Raw genomic sequence first — 20,564 nt, 5'->3', positions numbered from 1 at the left:
GCAGGGGTCGACCCGGGGTCGGGTCAGAACGCGTTGGCGAGCTCGGCCTCGGCGTTGTCGGGGGTGTACTCGTCGTCCTCGATGATGATGTCCTCGGGGATCTCCTTGCCGTCCATGAAGTCCTGGAGGGTGGAGAACGCCAGCGGGCCGAAGCGCGGGTTGGACTCGATGACGCCGTTGTACTGGCCGTCGACGAGCGCCTGGACCGCGTTCCTCGTGCCGTCGATCGAGACGATCTTGACGTCGGTGCCGGGCTGCTTGCCGGCGCTCAGCACGGCCTGGACCGCACCGAGGCCCATCTCGTCGTTCTCGGCGTAGATGGCGTTGATGTCGGGGTTGGACTGCAGCAGCTGCTCGGCCACCGACTGGCCCTTGGCCCGCTCGAAGTCACCGGTCTGCTGGGCGACGATCTCCAGCTCGGGGTACTCGGCCTCCACCTGGTCGACGAACCCGGAGGTCCGCAGGTCGGTGACGTTGTTGCCCGAGGAGCCCAGCAGGATCGCGACCTTCGCCGGCCCGCCGGTGGCCGTCGCCATGGCGTCGGCGGCGCGCTTGCCCTGCTCCTCGAAGTCCGAGCCGATGAAGGCCAGGTAGTCCGAGCAGGCGGTGTTGGTGACCTTGCGGTCGATGGTCAGCACCGGCACGCCCTTGGCCTTGGCCGCAGCGAGTGCGGGGTCCAGGCCGTCGGAGTTGACGGGGGCGACGATCAGGGCCTGGGCGCCCTGGTTGAGCAGGTCCTGGATGTCGGAGATCTGCTTGGTCAGCTGCGCGTTGGCGTTGGTCACCAGCAGCTCGCCGACGCCGATCTTGGCCGCCTCGTCCTTGATGGACTGGGTCTCGGCGGCGCGGAAGGCGGCGGTGTCGGGCTCGGACTGCGAGAACCCGACCTTGGCGCCCTTGAGGTCGATCGCCTCCAGGCCGTACTTCTCCAGCGTGCAGCCCTCGCCGGCGGGCGCGCTGGCCGACTTGGTGGTCTGCGCGCCGCCGTCACCGGACGAGGCGGCGGCCGCGGGGGCGTCGGTCTCGCCGCTGTTGGCACAGCCGGTCAGTGCGAGCGCTGCTGCGGCACCGGCGACGAGGAGGCGGGACGGGCGCAGTGCGCGCCGTCGGGCGGTGATGGGTGTCATGTCGAACTCCCTGTTGCTAGGCGTCGTTGCCTCGGTGCGGGCCCGGAGTCCCGCCTGTCCGGATCGAACAGGACCGGACATTTCTGCGCAAGGAAGATCACATCACGGTCGTGCAACGCTGCATGACGCGGGGTCCCGGTAGAGCGGGCTGGACCAGGCTGCCCGGGTCGCCGTGCTGGTCAGGCCGTCGGGACGGGCGCGATCACCAGCCGGCCGGTGCGGGCGGACAGTTCCCGCTGTCCGACGTCGGGCAGGCCGGAGTCGGTGATCAGCACGTCGACCTCGTCGAGGGAGGCCATGCTGCACAGCCCCACCACGCGCCACTTCGAGGAGTCGGCGACGACGGCGACCTGCCGGGCGCAGGCCACCAGTGCCCGGTTGGTCTCGCCCTCGACCAGGTTCGGGGTGGTCAGCCCGGCCTCCTCGTCCATGCCGTGGACGCCGAGGAACAGCCAGTCGACGTGCAGCACGCGCAGCGCGGAGACCGCGACCGGGCCCACGAGCGCGTCGGAGGGGGTGCGCACCCCGCCGGTGAGCACGACCGTCTGGTCCTCGCGGGAGCTGTCGTGCAGCAGCCGGGCGGCGGGCAGCGAGTTGGTGACGACGGTGAGACCCGGGACGCCCAGCAGTGCCTCGGCGACCGCGAAGGTCGTGGTGCCCGCCGAGAGCGCGACCGAGTCGCCGGGCTGGACCAGACCGGCGGCCACCCGTGCGATCGCCCGCTTCTCCACCAGCGCCATCGCCGACTTGACCTGGAAGCCGGGCTCGTCGGCGCTGCGCCCGTCCAGTGCGGTGGCCCCACCGTGCACCCGGGCCACCAGCCCACGGTCGGCGAGGGTGGCGATGTCGCGGCGCACGGTCATCTCCGAGACGCCGAGCAGCCCCACCAGCTCCGAGACACGGGCCCCGCCGTGCGCCCGGACCGCCTCGAGGATCCGTTCCTGCCGTTGTCGCGCGAGCATCTGCACCCCTCCCGGGCGGGACCGCACCTGACCGGGCCGTGGACCGTCGGGGCCGGCGTGCCCCTCGATCATGGTGCCGTGCTGTGCCGTTCCGGAACCCGGTGGCCCCCGTGCGGGTGTCCCGGGCCGCCGGTCGCGGAAAGAGCCCACGCCGGGCCATGGCGCTGACGGTTCGCTCCGCTTACGGTCGACCTCGTCCCGTCCGGACGCGTGCACCCCCCGGTGCGCGCGACCCGGGACGGGCGCACGGTGGACGCTCCAGGGGGATCAACGGTGCCGACTCGCTCGCCGCACGACCACCGCAGGACTGCCGCGTGAGCCCGCGTCACCGCCGGGACGGCCGCCGCAGCCAGGGCGTCGTGCTGACGGCAGGTCTGACCACCGCGCTGGTCGCGCTGCTTCCCGGGGCCTCCGCTGCGCCGTCCCTGGAGGCCGCTGCCGCGCCGGTGGCCGGGGACGAGGAGGCCGGTGCCCCGGCGCCCACGCCCGGCCGGCTGTCGGTGCACCGCGCCGACCCCGACCTGGTAGCCCCACCGGTGCTGGACGGCGTCGCGCTGGCGGAGGCGGCGTCCGCCACCCCCACCGCCACCCCCACCGCCACCCCCACCGCCACCGCCGCCCCCGGCACCGCGGCCCCCCGGTCCCCGGACGCCGCGCGGTCCCCGCTCGCGGCCGGTGGGGTGCCCACGACGGCGCTCGAGGCCTACACCCGCGCCACCGGGCTCGCCGACTGCGACATCAGCTGGACCCTCATCGCCGCCATCGGACGGGTCGAGTCGGACCACGGGCGCTTCGCCGGCGCCGTGCTGTCGACCGACGGGCGCTCCACGCCGCCGATCGTCGGCATCCCGCTCACCGGCAACGGCACCGCACGCATCCTGGACTCCGACGGCGGCCGCTTCGACGGGGACACGGTGCACGACCGGGCCGTCGGCCCGATGCAGTTCATCCCGACCACGTGGGCGGTCTACGGCGCCGACGGCGACGGCGACGGCCGCCGCGACCCGTTCGACATCGACGACGCCGCCGTGGCGACCGGCAACTACCTGTGCGCCGCTGGTGGCGACCTCACCAGCGACGCCGGCCGGTCTCGCGCGGTCTTCGCCTACAACCACTCCGCCGAGTACGTGGCCACCGTGCTCGGGCTGGCCGCCAGCTACGCCGGCACGCCGTCGCCGCGGGTGCCGACGCCGGCCGGCCCCGCGCCCACCGTGCCGCCGGCCGACCCGGCCCGGCCCCCGGCGATCGGCCGGGTCGTGGAGCCGCCGCAGCCGTCCGTGGACCGGGTGCCGGCCGCGGCCGAGCCCCCGGCCGCGCCGCCGAGCGCCAGCCGACCGCCCGAGGTCGCGTCGGCTGCCCAGCCGCCCGTCGCGCTGGAGCCGGAGCCGGAGCCTGAGGCGCCGGGGCTCGCGGCGCCGGGGCTCGCGGCGCCGGGGCTCGAGGTGCCGGAGCCCGAGGCGCCGGCCGCGCCGACGTCGTCTGCGCCGGAGGTGACTCCAGCGCAGACGCCTCCCGCGCCGACGACGGAGCCGCCCGCCAGCTCTGCGCCGCCTACGACGACCGAGCCGCCCGTCACCTCGACGCCCCCGGTCGCGCCACCGCCGACGGAGCCGCCGGTCGCGCCGCCGACGGAGCCGCCCGCCAGCTCCGCGCCGCCCACGACCGAGGCGCCGGTCGCGCCGCCGACGATGGAAGCGCCGGTCGTGCCGCCTACGACGGTGGCGCCGCCTACGACGGAGCCGCCGGTCGTGCCGCCTACGACGGAGCCGCCGGTGGCGCCGCCTACGACGGAGCCGCCGGTCGTGCTGCCTACGACGGAGCCGCCGGTCGTGCCGCCTACGACGGAGCCGCCGGTTGCGCCGCCCGCGACGGAGCCGCCAGTGGCTCCCGCCCCGCCGACCGACTCCTGCGAGCCGGCTGCGGCGACCACCGTCGACGTGCTCGACGGCGCCGGTGACCCAGTGCTGGCCGAGGAGGTCGCCCAGCGGCTGCGGGAGGGCGGGCTGACCGTCGGCACCGTGATCGCCGGGGTGGCCGCCACCTCCGGCATCGAGTTCGCCGAGGCGGACCGGGAGCGGGCCGAGCGGCTGGCCGCGGTCCTGGGCGAGGCGGACCTGCTGCGGGCAGGCAGCGGTGCGCACGTGACCGTCGTGCTCGGTGCCGACGACGCGGCCGCGCTGGTCGAGGCGGTCCGTGCGTTCACCGGGCTGCCCTGCTGAGCCGGCCGTGAGCGACCCGGCCGGTCAGTCCTTCTTCGCGGTCCGGGCCGCCGGGTGGGAGGAGCGGTTCCCCGACGACGGGCCGCGCTTCGCCCGCGCCGTCGCCGAGCTGGGGGTCACGCCCGGGGACCTCGTGCTGGACGCCGCCTGCGGCACCGGCCGTGCGCTGCCGGTGCTCCGGGACGCGACCGGGCCCGCCGGCACCGTGGTGGGGGTCGACCTGACCGCGGAGATGCTCGCCGAGGCCGCCGGCCGGGGACGGGGCCGGCTCGCCGGGCTGGTGCGCGGCGACGTCCACGCACTGCCGTTCGCTGCGGGGACCTTCGACGCCGTGCTGGCCGCCGGTCTGGTGTCCCACCTCGCGGCACCGGAGGCCGGGCTGCGCGAGCTGGGCCGGGTCTGCGCCCGGGGTGCCCGCCTGGCGCTGTTCTCCCCGATCGGCCGGGTGGCTCTGGCCCGCCGGCACGGCCACGAGCTGCGCCCGGACGACGTACGCGGTCAGCCGCGGATCAGCGCGCTGCTGAGCCGCGCCGGCTGGACGACGACGCTGGTCGACGACGCCGAGGACCGTTGGCTGGTGCTCGCCGTCCGGCAGTGACCCCTCGGTCCGGACCCGGGGCCGGGTCGGAGGACCCGGCCCCGGGGATCAGCCCAGCGCCTCGGTCGGCAGACCGACGTAGAGCATGCCGACCAGTGCGCCGTCGGGGGCGTGCACACCGGCGTAGGCGGTGAAGTACGGCTTGCCGGCCACGGTCGCCGGCCCGGTGTAGAGCTGCCCGGCCAGCACGGCGGCCAGCACCGGGTTGCGCGTGCCGTCGGCGTTGACCGGGGCGATGAACGTGCCGATGTTGCGCCGGCCCGCGGCGTTCACGACGGTGGTGGCCGCGCGCACCATGGCCCCGGCGTCGTCCAGACGCTGGAACAGCGTGCACGTGCCGCCCACCTGGGCCACGACGTCGTCCACCAGCGGCGCGGGCCGGCGGGGGTCGTCCACCCAGGTCAGCGGTGCCCTCCCGAGCACCAGCTCGGGGAGGTCCGCGCGGTGGCTGGTCGAGGTCGCCTGGTCGGTCACGGTCGTCGGGCGGGTACCGGTCCCCAGGGAGATGCCGCCGGCGTCGTCGAGCAGGTCCTGGGCCAGCGTGAGCGCGCGGCGCACGTAGGCCAGCCGCTGGCTGTCGGCCAGCTCGGCCACCGCCCGGCTGATCCGGGCCGAGCCGCTGGCCGCCCGGTCGACGTTGTCCACGACCCGGTCGGTGGCGGCCCGCTGCTGCTCGACCGCGGCGGCGATGGCGTCCTGGGCGTCGGCGATGGAGCCGAGGGTGCCGCTGATCCGCTGGATTGCGCTGACCGCCTGGCGGGTCTCGGACTGCACGGCCTCGATCTGGGCGCCGATGTCCTCGGCCGCCTGGGCGGTGCGGCTGGCCAGCTGCTTGACCTCGTCGGCGACCACGGCGAACCCGCGGCCGACGTCCCCGGCGCGGGCGGCCTCGACGTAGGCGTTGAGGGCGAGGAACCGGCTCTGCTGGCTGATCGCGGAGATCAGCCGCACCATCTCGGTGATCGACTCGCTGGCCTGCTGCAGGGCGGCGATCCGCTCGTCGACGGCGCGGGCGTCACGCACCGCGTCCTCGGCGATGGAGGAGGCCCGGCTGGTGCTGGAGGAGATGTCGGTGATCGCCGACTGGAGCTCGCTCAGCGACTCGGCCGCCTGCTGGGAGGTGTCGGAGACCTCCCGGCTGGCCTGGGTCAGCACCCCGGCCTGCTGGGCGGCGTGCTCGAGGCTGGAGTCCTGCTCGACCTTGCGGCGCGGACGGGGCACCGGTGGCGCGGCCGGCGGCGGGACGGCGGCCGCGCCCGCCGCGGTCACTGCGGTGTTGCCCTTGGTCGACCAGCCCACGACTCGCTCCTCCTCCGGACGCGCACCGTTCCCGATGCCACGTACCGGCCGGGTCCGACCGGTCGGGCAGCAGTACGCGGCACGATGCTAGGGCGCGGACGGTCGTGGACCGGAAAGCGCGCCGTGACGCGCCGCGTCGGTCACAGCGCCCCCAGCAGCCCCTGGGGCAGCGGTCAGCCCTGGGGTGAGCTGATCCGGTCGGCGGCGATCCGGACGGTCAGCCGGACCTGGTCACGGCCGCCGTACCAGGGGTAAGGGCCGCCGAGGTACTTCTGCGCCAGCCGGTCGATGTGCTCCGCGGCCCCGTCGGGGGTGATCTCCACGATCCGGCCACGCACCGCGTAGTAGCGGGAGACGTCGTCGGGATCGGCGACGTTGAGCGCCACCCGCGGGTCGCGCTCCATGTTCCGCACCTTCTGGAACCCGGCCACGGTGTTGACCAGCACGTGCGTGCCGTCCGTGTCGACCCAGGTCTGGGTCAGCTGCGGCGACCCGTCGGGCATGGTCGTGGCGAGGAAGCAGGGGCTGGGCCGGTGCAGCAGGTCCAGCAGCCGCGGGGGGAGGTCCACTCAGGTCGCCTCTCGGGGTGGTCAGTGCAGGGACGTCGTCAGGCGCACGGTCAGACCGGCGCCGTCGTCGATGACGTCGACGTGGTCGCAGAGCTGGCGGGCCAGCCACAGACCCATCCCGCCGCGGGAGAGGTCCTCGCCGTGGGCCGGGCCGTAGCCGGCGAACGGCTCGTCCATGCCCGTGCCGCCGTCGCTGATCCGGCAGACCACCCGGTCGGCACCGGCCCAGAGCCGCAGCGTGACCGGCGGGCCGCCGTGCCGCACCGCGTTGGAGCTCATCTCGTCGATGGCCAGGTGGAGGTCCTCGAGCAGGTCGGGGTCGCCGCCCAGGTCGGCGAGCACCCGGGCGACGGCACGGCGCAGCCCGCTGAACTCGCGGACGTCGTCGACGCGCAGCAGCGGTGCGGTGCCCTCCAGCGGCTCGTCGGGTACCGGCAGCGACCGCAGGTAGCCGGCGGGGTCGACGTAGTCGGGGTTCTCGAGGCGCCCGGCGGCGGTGTGCAGGAAGGGGTGGGTCTGCAGGCCAGCGGCGATGACCTGGTCGGGCAGCACGGCGGTGTCGTAGGCGCACAGCCCCCACAGCGGCAAAGGGCGGAAGGCCTCGTTGACCACGGCCTCGTAGCGCTGCCACTCCAGCCAGTCGCGCGGCGTCCGCCCGAAGTCGGTCTCGCCGAGCACGCGCACCCGGGTGCTGCCGGCGGCCAGTTGCTGGGCGACCAGGCGCCGCACGGCGGTGAGCGCCGTGGGGGTGCGGATCCGGTACACCTCGCTGCGGGGGATGACGACCACCCGCTCGTCGTGGCCCAGGGCTTCCAGGATCAGCTCACCCGAGTCGTCCCCGGTGGCGATGACGGCGGACTCGCCGGCGTCCAGCCCGGCCTGCAGGAACGGGACGGCACCCGCCAGGAGCTGGTCGGGGGAGTCGTGCACCAGCAGTTCGTGGACGTGCCGGTCGGGAGTCGGCTCGGTCGTCGTCGCGGGCACGGGGGAGCTCCCTCCGGTCGATGTGGTCCGACCTGTGCCGGGGCGCCCTGCCCACGGTAGGCCGAGAGGTCCCGGGTCGCTGGCCGAGGCGCCGCCCTCCCGGGTCGTCGGGCTCACGGGGCACCCGGGTCGGCGGGGACGCCGGCGGGCACCCGGTTGGGGCCGGCCTCGGGTGGGCGGGGGCGGTCCTGCCGGTGCAGCCGCACGGCCACCAGGGCGACGTCGTCCTCGGGCTTGCCGTCGACCAGCCGGTCGATCAGCTCGTCGCACAGCTGCTGCAGCGGGAGCTCGGCCAGCTCCGACAGCGAGGTGCGCAGCCGCTGCAGCCCGGTGTCCAGGTCGGCGTCCCGGCGCTCGATGAGGCCGTCGGTGTAGAGCAGCACCGTGGCGCCGCGGTCGAGGGTGACGACGTTCTCGGTGCGGGTCGCCGACGAGTCGACCCCGAGCAGCAGGTCGCCCTTCCAGTCGGCCAGCACCGTGACGCTGCGGTCGGGGTTCAGCGCCAGCGGCGGCAGGTGCCCGGCGTTGGCCCACACCATCCGGGTGACCCCGCGCCTCCGCTCGTCCGGGGTCTGCTCGAAACGGGCAACGGCGGCGGTGGCCAGGGTGTCCAGCTGGAGCACCGACATCGCCGAGTCCAGCCCGCGGAGGACCTCGCAGGGGCCGGCGTCGCTGTAGGCGGCGATCCCGCGCAGCAGGCTGCGCACCTGCCCCATCGCGGCAGCGGCCGCGGTGTCGTGACCGACCACGTCGCCGATGACCAGCATGGTGGCGCCGTTGGGCTGCAGGAACGCGTCGTACCAGTCGCCGCCGACCCGGGCCGCCTCGGCGGCGGGCATGTACCGCACCACGATCTCGGCGTGGTCGGGCTCCGGCGGCTCGGTGAGCAGGCTGCGCTGCAGCGTCTCGGCCATCTGCTGTTGCTGGCCGAACAGCCGGGCGTTGTCCCAGGCCAGCCCGGCCCGGTCGGCGACGTCCTGGGCGACCGAGACGTCCTCGGGAGTGGGGGAGTGCCCGGCGGAGAAGAAGAGCGTCAGCAACCCGAGTGTCCGGCCGCGCGCTCGCAGTGGCAGCGCGACCTCGGTCGCGGGAGCCAGCAGGGTGAGCAGCTCCCGGGCCCGGCCGGGCGGGAGCAGTCGGAGCACGTCGTCCCCGGAGAAGCGGACGGCCTCGTTCGCGTGCAGCGCCCGGCCCACCGGGGCGGTCATGGGCATGGCGTCCAGGCGGACCTCGGCATACCGCTCCAGCAGGGCCCGGCTGGCCGGGTCGTGGTGCCAGCTGCCGATGTCGCGGGGCTGACCGTCGTGGTCGATGACGGTGAGGATGCAGTAGTCGGCCAGCGCCGGGACGACGAGCCGGGGCAGCCGCGTGGTGGCCGCCTGCACGTCCAGCGTGCCGGCCAGCTCGGCGCTGACCTGGGCCAGCAGGGTGAGCCGGCGGGTGGCCCGGTCGGCCTGGGCCTGGGCGGCGCGGCGCTCGGTGACCTCGATGAAGTAGACCGACAGCCCGTCGGGGGTGGGCCAGGCCCGCAGCTCGTACCAGCCGTTGAGCGGGGCCGGGTAGTGCGCGTCGAAGGAGATCGGCTCCCCGTGCTCGACGGCGGCCCGGTAGCTGTCCTCGAAGACGCTGTTCACGGTGGCCGGGAAGGCCGACCAGATCACCTGCCCGAGCAGGTCCTCGCGGCTGCGCCCCAGCAGCCGCTCGGCCTGGGCGTTGACGTGCACGAACCGCCAGTCGTGGTCCAGGGAGTAGAAGCCGGCCGGCATCGCCTCCAGCACACGGCTGACCCGTGCCTCGCTGGCCACCTCGGCGGTGACGTCGTAGGCCACCCCGATGACGCGGGTGGCGGGGCCGTCGCCGGGGCCCAGGGCCCGGCCGCGCGCGCTCACCCACCGGGTGTCCCCGCCGGGCAGCACGATCCGGTAGTCGGTGTCCAGCTCGCCCCGGGTGGCGATGCAGACCGCCAGGGCGTCGCCGACCCGCGGCAGGTCGTCGGGGTGGAGCCGGGCGTTGAACGCCTCGATGGTCTGCTCGAAGCCGGTGCTGTCGTAGCCGAACATCTCGATCAGCCGCTCGTCCCAGGTGAGCTGGCCGGTGGTGAGGTCCCAGTCGAAGGTCCCGATGCCGGCGGCGTCCACCGCCAGCTGGGCCCGGACGCGGGCGCCCTCGGCGTCGGCGCTCTCCGGGCCGACGTCCGCCGGCTCCACCACAACCATCACTCCACGCGGTCGGCCGGCGTCCGCGCCGGGGGTCGCTGATCGCTGCACAGTGTGGTCGACCCGTGTCCCGCAGTGCCTGTCGGGGTGTGGGCGCGCGTCGTCCCCGGCCGCCGGGGTGGGCGGCCGGGGACGACGCTGTCGCTCAGTGGCCGGCCGGCGCCTGCGGGCCACGGGAGCTGACCGGGTTCGGGCCGCTGGGGATCACCAGCAGGCTGAGCACGGCGCCGAGCAGGAACACCCCGGCCGAGACCAGGAACGCCCGGGTCTCGCCGGCGACCGCCGCGTCGGCCAGCGCCGCCGGGGTCTGGCCGTTGGCCCGCACGTAGGAGGCGGTGACCGTGGCGGCGATGGTGTTCAGCAGCGCGGTGCCCAGGGCCCCGCCGACCTGCTGACCGGTGTTGACCAGCGCCGAGGCCACCCCCGCGTCCGCCGGCTGCGTGCCGGAGGTCGCGGTGTTGAAGCACGAGGCGAAGATCAGGCCCATGCCCAGGCCCATGACGAACAGCGCCGGCAGGACGTGGGGCAGGTACCCGCTGTCGGCCTCCAGTCGCCACAGGTAGGTGAGGCCCACGGCGCCGAGCAGCTGACCGGTGGTGATCAGGAAGCGCGGGCCGATCCTCGGCAGCAGCCGGGGCACGACCACCGTGGAGCTGGTGATGATGCCGGCGACGAAGGGCAGGAAGGCGAACCCGCTCCTGAGCGGGGTGAAGCCCTTGGTCTGCTGCAGGAAGTAGGTCAGGAACAGGAAGACGGCGAACATGCCGATCGCGGCCAGGCCGATCGCCAGGTAGGCGCCACCGCGGCGCCGGTCGAGCACGACCCGCAGCGGGAGCAGCGGGTGCGCGACCCGCTGCTGGATGAGCACGAAGGCCACCAGCAGCAGCACCGAGACCACGATGAGGGTGATCGTCACCGGGTCCGACCAGCCCTCGTTCTCGGCGCGGGCGAAGGCGTAGACCAGGCCGGAGAGGCCCAGGACGGCGGTGATGACGCCGGGGATGTCCAGCTTGACGCCCTGCGCCGGGGCCACCTTGCGGATGAAGCGCAGCGCACCGAGGCCGGCGACGACGGCGATCGGCACGTTGACGTAGAGGCACCAGCGCCAGCTCAGGTACTCGGTGAGCACCCCGCCCAGCAGCAGGCCGATGGCCGCACCGGCGCCGGCGATGGCGCCGAAGATCCCGAAGGCCTTGCCGCGCTCCTTCGGGTCGCTGAAGGTGATGGTGAGCAGCGACAGGGCGGCCGGCGCCAGCAGCGCGCCGAACGCGCCCTGCAGCGCGCGGGCGGCGACGAGCGTCCCGAACCCGGTGGCCGCACCACCCAGGGCCGAGGCGAGGGCGAAGCCGGCCAGGCCGACCATCAGGGTCCGGCGGCGGCCGAAGAGGTCGGCGAGGCGGCCACCGAGCAGCAGCAGGCCACCGAAGGCCAGGGAGTAGGCGGTGACGACCCACTGGCGGTCGGCGTCGGAGAAGCCGAGGCCGGCCTGCGCGCTGGGCAGCGCGATGTTCACGATGGTGGCGTCCAGGACGACCATGAGCTGGGCCAGGCCCAGGGTGGCCAGGGTCCACCAGCGGCGGCCGTGGTCGTGGTCGACCTCGGCGGCCGCCTTGGTGTCGGCCGCGGTGGCCGGTCCGGTGGTGGGTGTGCCCGTGCTGGGGGGGGGAGCGGGATGGGACACGGGGTCTCCGGCATCGACGAGCGGGGGTGGACTGGCGCATCGTCGCGCCGGCGTGCGAACGCCTGGGCACAGCGTGCCAGGTGATTGCTCGGTGCACGCAACTAACTCGGGTGTCGGTCTGTTCCCGGCGGGGGACAACCGGGTCCATGACCTCCACAGCGACGTTCGACTTCACCGGCTCCGTCGTCCTGGTGACGGGAGGGGGCAGCGGCATCGGGCTGGCGATCACGCGGGCGTTCCTGGCGGCCGGTGCGACCGTCGCCGTCACCGGGCGGCGTGCCGACCGGCTGGAGCAGGCGCTGGCCGGCGCCCCGGCCGAGCGCACCGCCGCCGTCCCGGCCGACGTGTCCGACCCGGCCCAGGTGGCCGGCCTGGTGGAGCAGGTCGTGGCGCGGTTCGGCCGGCTGGACGTCGTGGTGAGCAACGCCGCCGGGTACGAGTCCGGGCCGATCACCGAGCTGGCGGACGACGCGTGGGAGCGGCTGCGCGCCACCAACGTCGACGCCTTCTTCCACCTGGCCAAGCACGCCCTGCCGCACCTGGCCGCCAGCGGTGGGTCGCTGGTCGCGGTCTCCTCCGTCTCCGGCGAGCGCGGCGACTGGGGGCAGGCGGCCTACAACGCGACCAAGGCCGCGATCAGCAACTTCGTCCGCTCGCTGGCGCTGGACTGGGGTGCGCAGGGTGTGCGGCTCAACGCCGTTGCGCCGGCTTTCACCCTCACCGACCTGACCGAGGGCGTCGGCCGCGACGAGGCGTCGCTGGCGCCGTTCGTGAACCGGATCGCGCTGGGCCGCCCGGGGCAGCCCGACGACGTCGCGCCGGCGGTGCTGTTCCTGGCCAGCGACGCCGCCCGTTACGTCACCGGCGTCGTCCTGCCCGTGGACGGCGGGACCACCGCCTCGACGGGGCAGCCGCACGTGTGACCGGCCCCGGCACGGCGGAGCCGGAGCGGCTGTGCGATAAACCGTGCCATGAACGCGCGCACGGCTCCGGCATGACCGCTCCGACCCCGGCGCCGGCCGCGCCTCCCCGGGTGGAGGGCGAGGCCGTCGACAAGGGCCTGAAGCGGGGCGCCCTCGGGCTGGTCTCCTCGATCGTCCTCGGCGTCTCCTCGACGGCCCCGGCGTACGCCCTCGCGGCGACGCTCGGGTTCGTCGTCATCGCCGTCGGGGTGAAGGCGCCGGCGATCATGCTGCTGGCCTTCGTGCCGATGTGGCTGATCGCGGTCGCCTACGCCGAGCTCAACAAGCGCGAGCCCGACTGCGGGACGACGTTCACCTGGGCCGCCCGGGCCTTCGGTCCGCGCACCGGGTGGATGGGCGGCTGGGGGATCATCGCCGCCGACGTCATCGTCATGGCCAACCTCGCCCAGGTCGCCGGCGCCTACAGCTACCGGCTGGTCGGGCTGGACTCCCTGGCCGAGAGCGCGCTGTGGACCACCGTCGCCGGCGTCGTGTGGATCGCGCTGATGACCTGGATCTGCTACCGGGGCATCGAGCCCACGGCGCGGACGCAGAACGTGCTGCTCACCATCGAGGTCGTCGTCCTCGTCGCCTTCGCCGTGTACGCGCTGGTCAAGGTCTACTCCGGGACGGCACCGGCGGGCTCGCTGACGCCGTCGCTGTCGTGGCTGGTGCCCTCGGGGATCAGCTGGACGGCGATGACCGAGGCGGTGCTGCTGGCGATCTTCATCTACTGGGGCTGGGACTCCGCGGTCGCGGTCAACGAGGAGACCGCCAACCCGACCCGTGCGCCGGGCCGAGCCGCGATCATCTCCACGGTGCTGCTGGTGGGCATCTACACGGTGGTCTCCGTCGCCACCGTCGCCTTCGCCGGCGTGGGCACCGAGGGGCTGGGCCTGGGCAACGAGGCCAACGCCGACGACGTGTTCAACGCCCTGGGCCCGACGGTGTTCGGCGACAGCGGTCTCGGGAGGGTCTTCGAGGCGCTGCTGATCATCTCGGTGCTGACGTCGGCCGCGGCCTGCACCCAGACGACGATCCTGCCCACCGCGCGCGGCTCGCTGTCGATGGCCGCCTACGGCGCGCTGCCGACGAGCTTCGCCCGGATCCACCCGCGGTACTTCACCCCGACGGTCTCCACGGTGTGGATGGGCCTGGTCTCGATCGCCTTCTACGTCGGGCTGACCCTGGTCAGCGAGAACGTGCTCGTCGACTCCATCACCGCCACCGGAATGCTCATCGCCTTCTACTACGGGCTCACCGGGTTCGCCTGCGCCTGGGAGTTCCGCCGGTCGGTGCACTCGGTGCGCGACGTGCTGATGCGCGTCGTGCTGCCGGCCCTGGGCGGGCTGTTCATGCTCGCCGTCTTCGTGCTGGCCTGCGTGGAGTACGCCGACCCCGAGTACGGCGAGACGGTGTTCCACGGCGTGGGCGGGGTGTTCGTGATCGGCATCGGCGCGCTGCTGTTGGGCGTGCTGCTGATGGTGGCCTGGAACGTGGCCGCACCGGCCTTCTTCCGCGGCGAGACGATGCTGCACGGCACCGGTGACCTGCTGCTGGAGCCGGCCCCGCCGACGGTGGCCCTGCCGGACTCCTCGGAGGCCACCGTCATCGCCCCCGACCGCTCCAACCTGCCCCCGGGCCGCGAGCCCTTCGACCCCCGCAGCTGACGCGTCCACCGCCGTCCGGGCTCACCGTGCGTGCTCCTGGCTCACGGTGTGCGGTGAGCCAGGAGCACGCACGATCAGGTCAGCTGATCATCGCCGCGGGCGCCGCGGCGAGGTCCGGGTCGGCGGTGCGGTGCTGGGCGGGGAGCAGGGCCAGGACGACGAGCGCGCCGGCGGCCGAGACGGCGGCGCACACCCACGACCCGGCGCTGACGCCGTCGAGGAACGACTGCTGGACGGCGAGGGTGGCCTCGCCGGGCAGCGACCCGGCCACCGCGAGGCCGGCGAACACCGAGTCCGCGGCCGACCCGGCGGCCCCGGCCGGTGCGCCGGCGCCGGTCAGCCCGTCGACGACCGCCGGGCCGTAGACGGTGCTGAGCACCGAGCCGACGACGGCGACGCCGAGCGTGCCGCCGACCTCGCGGACGGTGTCGTTCACCGCGGAACCGGCACCGGCCTCCGCGCTGCGCAGCGCGCCCATCACCGCCTCGGTGGCGGGGCCGGTGACCAGGCCGAGGCCGGCGGCCATGAGCACCATGGCGACCACGATCCGGCCCCAGTAGGCCGACTCCAGCGTGCTGCCGGCCGCGACGACGAAGCCCGCGGCCATGGTCAGCAGGCCGGCGGCTACCACGAGCTTGGTGCCCACCGCCCGCATCGCCAGGATCGCCAGTGGGCTGACCGGGGCGATGACCAGCGCGAAGGGCAGCGTGGCCAGCCCGGCGGTGAGGGTGTCGTAGCCGCGGACGGCCTGGAAGTACTGGGTGATCAGGAAGATGAACCCGAACAGGCTGAAGAACGCCAGCGCGATGGCGCCGCTGCCCACCGAGACCCGCCGGTCGGTGAACAGCCGGACGTCGAGCATCGGTGCTTCCTGGCGCAGTTCCCACCGCACGAAGAGGGCGAGCGCGGCCACCGCGGCGACGTAACCGCCGACCGTGGCGGCGGAGGACCAGCCCCGGTCGGGCGCCTCGATCGTGGTGGACACCAGCAGTCCGATGCCGGCGATGGAGGCGGCGGCGCCGACGAGGTCGAACCGGCGCGGGCGCGGGTCGGCGGACTCGGTGAGCAGCACGCGGCCCGCCACCACGGCGGCGGCGGCCAGCGGCAGGTTGACCAGGAAGACCGAGCCCCAGGCGAACTGCTCGAGCAGCAGGCCCCCGCTCACCGGCCCGATCGCGACCGACAGGCCGGTGACCGCCGACCAGATGCCGATCGCCGTGGCGCGTTCCCGGCGGTCGGTGAACGTCGAGACCAGCAGGGCGAGGGTCGCCGGGTAGATCGCGGCGGCGCTGACGCCCATCGCGACCCGCCCGACCACGAGCTGGGCGGTGGTGTCGGCCGTCGCGGCCAGCACGGAGGTGGCGGCGAAGAGGACCAGACCGATCTCGAGCACCCGCCGGCGGCCGAACCGGTCGCCCAGGGCGCCACCGAGCAGGAGCAGCGCGGCGAAGGCCAGCGTGTAGCCGTCGACCACCCACTGGAGGTCGCTGGTGGACGCCGACAGCTCGCGTCCGAGCGTGGGCAGCGCGACGTTAACGATCGTGTTGTCGACGCTGACCAGGAGCACCGACAGGCAGAGCGCGAGCAGGACCCACCACCGTCGGGTGGTCGGCGGGGCGGCGGGCACGGTCACGAGAGCCTCCTGGTGTAGAACGTTGTCCTACAAACGTAGAACGTTGTTCTACGAACGTCAACGGGCAGGATGATCGCGTGACTGAGGGCAGTGCGGGCGGGCGGACGCCGAGCCGTGCGGTGGAGCAGGCGCTGGTCGACGCCGCCGAGCGGGTGCTGGTGCGCGACGGGCTGGGCGGGCTGACCGTGCGCGCCGTCGCGGCCGAGGCGGGGGTGGCCCCGATGGGCGTCTACAACCGGTTCGGCAACAAGGACGGGCTGGTCGCCGCGGTCCTCGCCCGCGGCTTCGACGGCCTGGCCGCTGCCACCAGCGAGGACACCGACGTCGACCCCACCGCCCGGCTGCTCGCCTGCGGGCGCAACTACCGCCGGTTCGCCCTCGCTCATCCGCAGCACTACGGGGCGATGTTCGGGCCCGGGCTGTCGCAGGCCGCGCCCACCGCGGAGCTCGCCGACCGGGCGGACGCCGCGTTCACCGCGCTGGTCGACCGGGTCCGGTACGGGATGGACCGGGGCGCGCTGCGCCCCGGCGACCCGCGGGGCACCGCGCAGCTGATCTGGAGCTCGGTGCACGGCGCGGTGAGCCTGGAGCTCGGGGGCCTGGTCCTCACCCCCGACGCCGCGGCCAGCTACGAGGCGCTGCTGCAGATGCTGCTCGACGGGCTGCGCTGACCCGGCTCACCCCTCCGGGGTGGTCGGGGGCCGATCGGCTGCCGCTGCTCCAGTTCCTGCACGGTCGTGCCGACTCCTCCTCCACGACGAGAGGAGCCGGTCATGATGACCTTGGCGTGCAGTGCAGTGGCGAGGGCGGGCACGGCGGCGACGACGGCGTCGCTGGACCAGGCCTCGGCCGACCAGTTGATGTTCGTGGCCGGCTGGCTGACGACCGCGGTCGACCTGACCCACCAGGCGAACTTCATCGCCGAGCTCGGCGCCTCCCTCGACGTCCTGCTCTGACGCAGGACCCCCTTCCTCCTCGCCCCTCGCGAGCTCGGGGCGAGCCTCGGGAAGGGGGCCGGGCCGGTCAGCGGGGGAGTGCCCGCTGGCCGGTGCCGAGGTCGGCTGCGTCGGCCGCCTGGCGGCCGGCGTGCCAGCCCGCCGCGTCCACGGACCGGCCGGTGCGCTTGCGCAGCCGCGGGAACAGCTCGCCGACCAGCCGGTCGACGGCCTGCTCCCGCTCGGCCAGCGCCGGCAGCAGGGCCGGACCGTAGGTGGCCATCGCCGCTGTGGTCGCCGCCTCGCGGGCGCTCTCCAGCCGCTCGCCGATGCGCTGGGCGAACGCGTAGAGGAACCCCTTGCGGTAGGCCGTGGACCGCACCCGCGCGCCGCCCTCCCGTGCGGCCGCGCCCAGCGCCCGGTCGGCCTGCAGCAGCAGCGAGGCCACCAGCAGCTCCACCAGGTCCAGGTCGTCCGCGGCCCCGACCAGGGTGGCCATGCCGAACGCCGGCAGCAGCACCACGCGCACGCCGTTCGCCGCGCCCACCGCCTGCACGACCGCGGCCCGGGCGTCGACGTGCGGCTCCTGCAGGTGCAGCCGCCGGGCGACCACCGACGACGACGCGCCACCCGGCTGCTGGGCCAGCACCGCGGTGTCGATCCGGTGCCGCGCCATCAGCGACTGCGCCTTCGCACTCAGCGCCTCGGCCTCCTCGGGGAAGTCGGTCGACTCCGCCTTGGCCAGCAGGGCCCGCACCCGGCCCACCAGCTTCGGGTCGGTGCCCGGGTCGAGGGCGGCCTCCGCCCGGGTGTCCGCCGACCAGGCCGACGGGGGTGCGAGCAGCTGCTCCAGCGGCGGCAGGTCGCGGACGACGCCCAGCACGCGCAGCACGTCGCGCCAGCCGGCGGCCGCGTCGACCCCCTCGCCGCGCCACCACGCGACCACCGAGCCGGCCGTGCCGTCGAGGCCGGCCAGCTGGGCGGTCCAGGCCGCCGGCGCCCGGTCGGCGGCCGCCGCCGCGTCGGCCCGGATCAGCGCGGCGGCCAGCCGGCCGGCGCGCTGGTTGGTGCGCCGGCGCACGGCGTGCACGACGTCGGCCGGCTGCCAGCCCGCCTCCCAGAGGAAGGGCAGCAGGGCCGCCAGTGCGCGCTGGGCGTGCCCGTCGGTGTCGACGCCGTCGTCCAGTGCGGTCAGCCGGCGCACCAGCGGGTCGAGCTCGGCGGCCTGGACGCCGGGCTGCCCGGCCAGCCGCGAGCCTGCGACGAGCAGCAGCGGGACGGGGTCCTGGGTGGTCCGGTCGCCGGTGATGGGGTCCTCCTGGGCTCGGCGGGTCGGGCGGGGCGTGCCGCGATCGTCCCCGGCGCCGTCGGCCGGCGGGGTGGACACGCGCAGGCTGTGGACCGCACCCCGCGCTGGGGACGGCGGTGGGCGGGTCAGGCCCGGGGGTGCACCCGGCCGGCGGCCTGGCGGGCGGTGGCGCGCGCGGTGTCGACGTCCTCGGCCCGGGGGAGACCATGCGGTCAGGCTACGGACGCCCGGGGAGCTGCCGGTCGAGGTGTCGAGGAGTCGACATGTGGCTACGGGGACGGGCATGACCGACCTCGCGACCCGCGCCCGCACCCTGCTCGACCTGCACACGGCCCCGGAGATCCTGACCCTGACCAACGTCTGGGACGTCGTGTCGGCCACCGTCGTCGCCGGCACCCCGGGCGTGCGCGCCCTGGCCACCGCCAGCCACTCGATCGCGGCCACGTTCGGCTACGCGGACGGGGAGAACATCCCGCTCGAGCTGCACCTGGACATGGTCGGCCGCATCGTCGCCGCCGTCGACGTGCCGGTGACCATGGACCTCGAGGCGGGCTACGGCGACGCCGGGGAGGCCACCCGCCGCGCGATCGAGGTCGGCGTCGTCGGCGGCAACCTCGAGGACCAGATGAAGCCGCTGGACGACGCGGTCGCCGCGGTCGAGGCCGTGCTGCGCGCCGGCCGGGACGCCGGGATCGACTTCGTGCTCAACGCCCGCACCGACGCCTTCGTGAAGGCCGGTGCCGACGCCGACCGCTCGGCCGTGCTCACCGAGGCGGTCACCCGCGGGAAGGCGTTCCTCGAGGCCGGGGCGCCGGTCGTCTTCGTGCCCGGCGTCGTCGCCCGGGAGGAGATCGCCGCGCTGGCTGAGGCGTTCGGGCCCCGCAAGCTCACCGTGATCAGCGTGCCCGGGAAGTCGCTGCCGGCCAGCGAGCTGCAGGAGCTGGGCGTCGCGCGGGTCTCGACCGGCCCGTTCACCCAGCGCGTGGCGCTGACCGCGCTGCAGGACGCCGTCACCGCGATGGTCGGCGGCGGCACCCTGCCGGCGGACACCCGTCCGCTGAACTGACGCAGGGCGCGGCCGGCACGTCCCGGGACACGCGGTGACGTGCCGGCGGACTCTTGTTACCGAGGGGTAACTTCGTCATCATCGAGAACGACGTCGACGATGACGAGAGAGAAGGCGCTGCCATGACCGCCGACCAGTTGCTGCCCGCGGACTTCTTCGCGTTCCAGTCGCTGCTGACCGACACCGAGCAGAAGGAGCTCGTGACCCTCCGCGAGTTCCTCGCCGCCGAGGTCAAGCCGCGGGTCAACGCCGCGTGGGCCGCCGCCGAGTTCCCGATGGACCTCATCCCGCGCTTCGTGGAGGCCGACCTGGTCGGCCGCGGCTACGAGTACGAGGGCCGGCCGCGGGTCTCCCGGCTGCTGGAGGGCTTCACGGCCATGGAGCTGGCCCGGGTCGACCCGTCGATGGCCACCTTCTTCGGCGTCCACAACGGCCTGGCGCTCGGCTCGCTGATGCTGCTGGGCTCGGCCGAGCAGCAGGCCCGCTGGGTCCCCTCGATGCGCAGCATGGAGACCATCGGCGCGTTCGGGCTGACCGAGCCGCTGGGTGGCTCCGACGTCGCCCGCGGGATGCGCACCACTGCCCGCCGGGACGGCGACGAGTGGGTGCTGGACGGCGCCAAGCGCTGGATCGGCAACGGCACCTTCGCCGACGTCCTCATCGTGTTCGCCCGCGACGTGGCCGACGACCAGGTGAAGGGCTTCCTGGTCGAGAAGGGGACGCCGGGCTTCAGCGCCGCCAAGATCGAGGACAAGTTCGCCCTCCGCACGGTGCAGAACGCCGACCTCACGTTTACCGACTGCCGCATCCCGGCGTCGGCGAAGCTGGAGAACTGCAACAGCTTCCGCGACGTCAACAAGGTGCTGAAGGAGACCCGCGCCGGCGTCGCCTGGGCCGGGGTGGGCTGCCAGCTCGGCGCCTACGAGGTCGCGGTGGCCTACGCCAAGGAGCGCGAGCAGTTCGGCCGGCCCATCGGCGGGTTCCAGCTCATCCAGGACCTGCTGGCCCGGATGCTGGGCAACGTCACCGCCAGCATGGGCATGACGGTGCGCGTCTCCCAGCTCCAGGAGGAGGGACTGCTCCGCGACGACCAGGCGGCCCTGGCCAAGAGCTACGTCACCAGCCGGTGCCGGGAGACCGTGGCGTGGGCGCGGGAGCTGTTCGGCGGCAACGGGATCGTCCTCGAGCACGACGTCGTCCGGTTCTTCGCCGACGCCGAGGCGCTGTACTCCTACGAGGGCACCCGGGAGATGAACACCCTCATCGTCGGCCGCTCGATCACCGGCCTCAGCGCCTTCGCCTGAGGAAGGACCCCCTCATCGACTGTGCGCTCA

At 74.6% G+C, this 20,564-nt stretch carries 17 protein-coding genes; 8 read left to right on the top strand and 9 right to left on the bottom strand.

The genetic code is table 11. The features are described from left to right. Positions 1–23: 23 nt before the first annotated feature. Both GCU67_RS09335 and GCU67_RS09330 read right to left on the bottom strand, forming a co-directional pair. Positions 24–1,127: an ABC transporter substrate-binding protein gene (locus GCU67_RS09335; RefSeq protein WP_163610948.1), complete on the bottom strand. Its 1,104-nt coding sequence runs from the start codon at positions 1,125–1,127 to the stop codon at positions 24–26. Between the two features lie 179 nt (positions 1,128–1,306). Continuing rightward, a complete protein-coding gene (locus tag GCU67_RS09330; protein WP_163610947.1) occupies positions 1,307–2,089 on the bottom strand; it encodes a DeoR/GlpR family DNA-binding transcription regulator in 783 nt (260 codons plus the stop codon). 314 nt (positions 2,090–2,403) lie between these two features. Between GCU67_RS09330 and GCU67_RS09325 the strand changes: the two genes are divergently transcribed. Beyond that, the gene (locus tag GCU67_RS09325; RefSeq protein WP_163610946.1) at positions 2,404–4,308 is read left to right on the top strand and encodes a lytic murein transglycosylase; all 1,905 of its coding nucleotides are present in this window, start codon (positions 2,404–2,406) and stop codon (positions 4,306–4,308) included. Between the two features lie 7 nt (positions 4,309–4,315). Then, complete coding sequence (locus GCU67_RS09320; protein WP_163610945.1) at positions 4,316–4,906, top strand: methyltransferase domain-containing protein; 591 nt, start codon at positions 4,316–4,318, stop codon at positions 4,904–4,906. Between the two features lie 48 nt (positions 4,907–4,954). On the opposite strand, the gene GCU67_RS09315 is transcribed toward GCU67_RS09320, so the two are convergent. The 5 genes from GCU67_RS09315 to GCU67_RS09295 form a co-directional block, all read right to left on the bottom strand. Further along, positions 4,955–6,205: a Cache 3/Cache 2 fusion domain-containing protein gene (locus GCU67_RS09315; RefSeq protein WP_338104896.1), complete on the bottom strand. Its 1,251-nt coding sequence runs from the start codon at positions 6,203–6,205 to the stop codon at positions 4,955–4,957. A gap of 173 nt (positions 6,206–6,378) precedes the next feature. Then, positions 6,379–6,774, bottom strand: coding sequence for a TIGR03618 family F420-dependent PPOX class oxidoreductase (locus tag GCU67_RS09310; protein WP_163610944.1), 396 nt, complete (start codon positions 6,772–6,774; stop codon positions 6,379–6,381). 21 nt (positions 6,775–6,795) lie between these two features. Further along, a complete protein-coding gene (locus GCU67_RS09305) occupies positions 6,796–7,758 on the bottom strand; it encodes an anti-sigma factor RsbA family regulatory protein (protein ID WP_163610943.1) in 963 nt (320 codons plus the stop codon). 113 nt (positions 7,759–7,871) lie between these two features. Beyond that, a complete protein-coding gene (locus GCU67_RS09300) occupies positions 7,872–9,974 on the bottom strand; it encodes a SpoIIE family protein phosphatase (protein WP_211661082.1) in 2,103 nt (700 codons plus the stop codon). A 145-nt stretch (positions 9,975–10,119) separates the two neighbouring features. Continuing rightward, positions 10,120–11,655, bottom strand: coding sequence for a DHA2 family efflux MFS transporter permease subunit (locus tag GCU67_RS09295; RefSeq protein WP_163610942.1), 1,536 nt, complete (start codon positions 11,653–11,655; stop codon positions 10,120–10,122). A 146-nt stretch (positions 11,656–11,801) separates the two neighbouring features. On the opposite strand from GCU67_RS09295, the gene budC reads away from it, so the two are divergent. Continuing rightward, on the top strand, positions 11,802–12,578 hold the full coding sequence (gene budC / locus GCU67_RS09290) for a meso-2,3-butanediol dehydrogenase (RefSeq protein WP_163610941.1): 777 nt from the start codon (positions 11,802–11,804) through the stop codon (positions 12,576–12,578). 71 nt (positions 12,579–12,649) lie between these two features. Beyond that, a complete protein-coding gene (locus GCU67_RS09285) occupies positions 12,650–14,287 on the top strand; it encodes an APC family permease (RefSeq protein ID WP_163610940.1) in 1,638 nt (545 codons plus the stop codon). A gap of 79 nt (positions 14,288–14,366) precedes the next feature. Here GCU67_RS09285 and GCU67_RS09280 read toward each other — a convergent pair whose 3' ends face one another. Continuing rightward, positions 14,367–15,920 carry a DHA2 family efflux MFS transporter permease subunit gene (locus GCU67_RS09280; RefSeq protein ID WP_163610939.1) on the bottom strand — a complete coding sequence of 518 codons (1,554 nt, stop codon included), beginning with the start codon at positions 15,918–15,920 and terminating at the stop codon, positions 14,367–14,369. 77 nt (positions 15,921–15,997) lie between these two features. Here GCU67_RS09280 and GCU67_RS09275 point away from each other — a divergent pair, with 77 nt between their 5' ends. Together GCU67_RS09275 and GCU67_RS09270 are read left to right on the top strand one after the other, a co-directional pair. Then, positions 15,998–16,591, top strand: coding sequence for a WHG domain-containing protein (locus tag GCU67_RS09275; RefSeq protein WP_163610938.1), 594 nt, complete (start codon positions 15,998–16,000; stop codon positions 16,589–16,591). A gap of 102 nt (positions 16,592–16,693) precedes the next feature. After that, positions 16,694–16,876, top strand: coding sequence for a hypothetical protein (locus tag GCU67_RS09270; RefSeq protein ID WP_163610937.1), 183 nt, complete (start codon positions 16,694–16,696; stop codon positions 16,874–16,876). Positions 16,877–16,943: 67 nt separating this feature from the next. Here GCU67_RS09270 and GCU67_RS09265 read toward each other — a convergent pair whose 3' ends face one another. Further along, a complete protein-coding gene (locus GCU67_RS09265; RefSeq protein WP_163610936.1) occupies positions 16,944–18,242 on the bottom strand; it encodes a DUF2786 domain-containing protein in 1,299 nt (432 codons plus the stop codon). Between the two features lie 205 nt (positions 18,243–18,447). Between GCU67_RS09265 and GCU67_RS09260 the strand changes: the two genes are divergently transcribed. Continuing rightward, entirely contained in the window at positions 18,448–19,230 is a 783-nt protein-coding gene (locus GCU67_RS09260) for an isocitrate lyase/PEP mutase family protein (protein ID WP_163610935.1), read from the top strand. A gap of 122 nt (positions 19,231–19,352) precedes the next feature. Next, on the top strand, positions 19,353–20,534 hold the full coding sequence (locus GCU67_RS09255) for an acyl-CoA dehydrogenase family protein (protein WP_163610934.1): 1,182 nt from the start codon (positions 19,353–19,355) through the stop codon (positions 20,532–20,534). Positions 20,535–20,564: the final 30 nt, after the last annotated feature.

This window comes from Modestobacter muralis, assembly GCF_010682105.1.
GTDB lineage: Bacteria > Actinomycetota > Actinomycetes > Mycobacteriales > Geodermatophilaceae > Modestobacter > Modestobacter muralis.
The sequence above is the reverse complement of the archived record's forward strand: the minus strand, read 5'-3'. Positions and strand labels throughout refer to the sequence as shown.

Bases quoted from the DNA above. Each gene is read 5' to 3' on its own strand.
- GCU67_RS09335 (WP_163610948.1), bottom strand. From the start codon at position 1,127: ATGACACCCATCACCGCCCGACGGCGCGCACTGCGCCCGTCCCGCCTC.
- GCU67_RS09330 (WP_163610947.1), bottom strand. From the start codon at position 2,089: ATGCTCGCGCGACAACGGCAGGAACGGATCCTCGAGGCGGTCCGGGCG.
- GCU67_RS09300 (WP_211661082.1), bottom strand. From the start codon at position 9,974: ATGGTTGTGGTGGAGCCGGCGGACGTCGGCCCGGAGAGCGCCGACGCC.
- budC (WP_163610941.1), top strand. From the start codon at position 11,802: ATGACCTCCACAGCGACGTTCGACTTCACCGGCTCCGTCGTCCTGGTG.
- GCU67_RS09285 (WP_163610940.1), top strand. From the start codon at position 12,650: ATGACCGCTCCGACCCCGGCGCCGGCCGCGCCTCCCCGGGTGGAGGGC.
- GCU67_RS09270 (WP_163610937.1), top strand. From the start codon at position 16,694: ATGATGACCTTGGCGTGCAGTGCAGTGGCGAGGGCGGGCACGGCGGCG.
- GCU67_RS09260 (WP_163610935.1), top strand. From the start codon at position 18,448: ATGACCGACCTCGCGACCCGCGCCCGCACCCTGCTCGACCTGCACACG.
- GCU67_RS09255 (WP_163610934.1), top strand. From the start codon at position 19,353: ATGACCGCCGACCAGTTGCTGCCCGCGGACTTCTTCGCGTTCCAGTCG.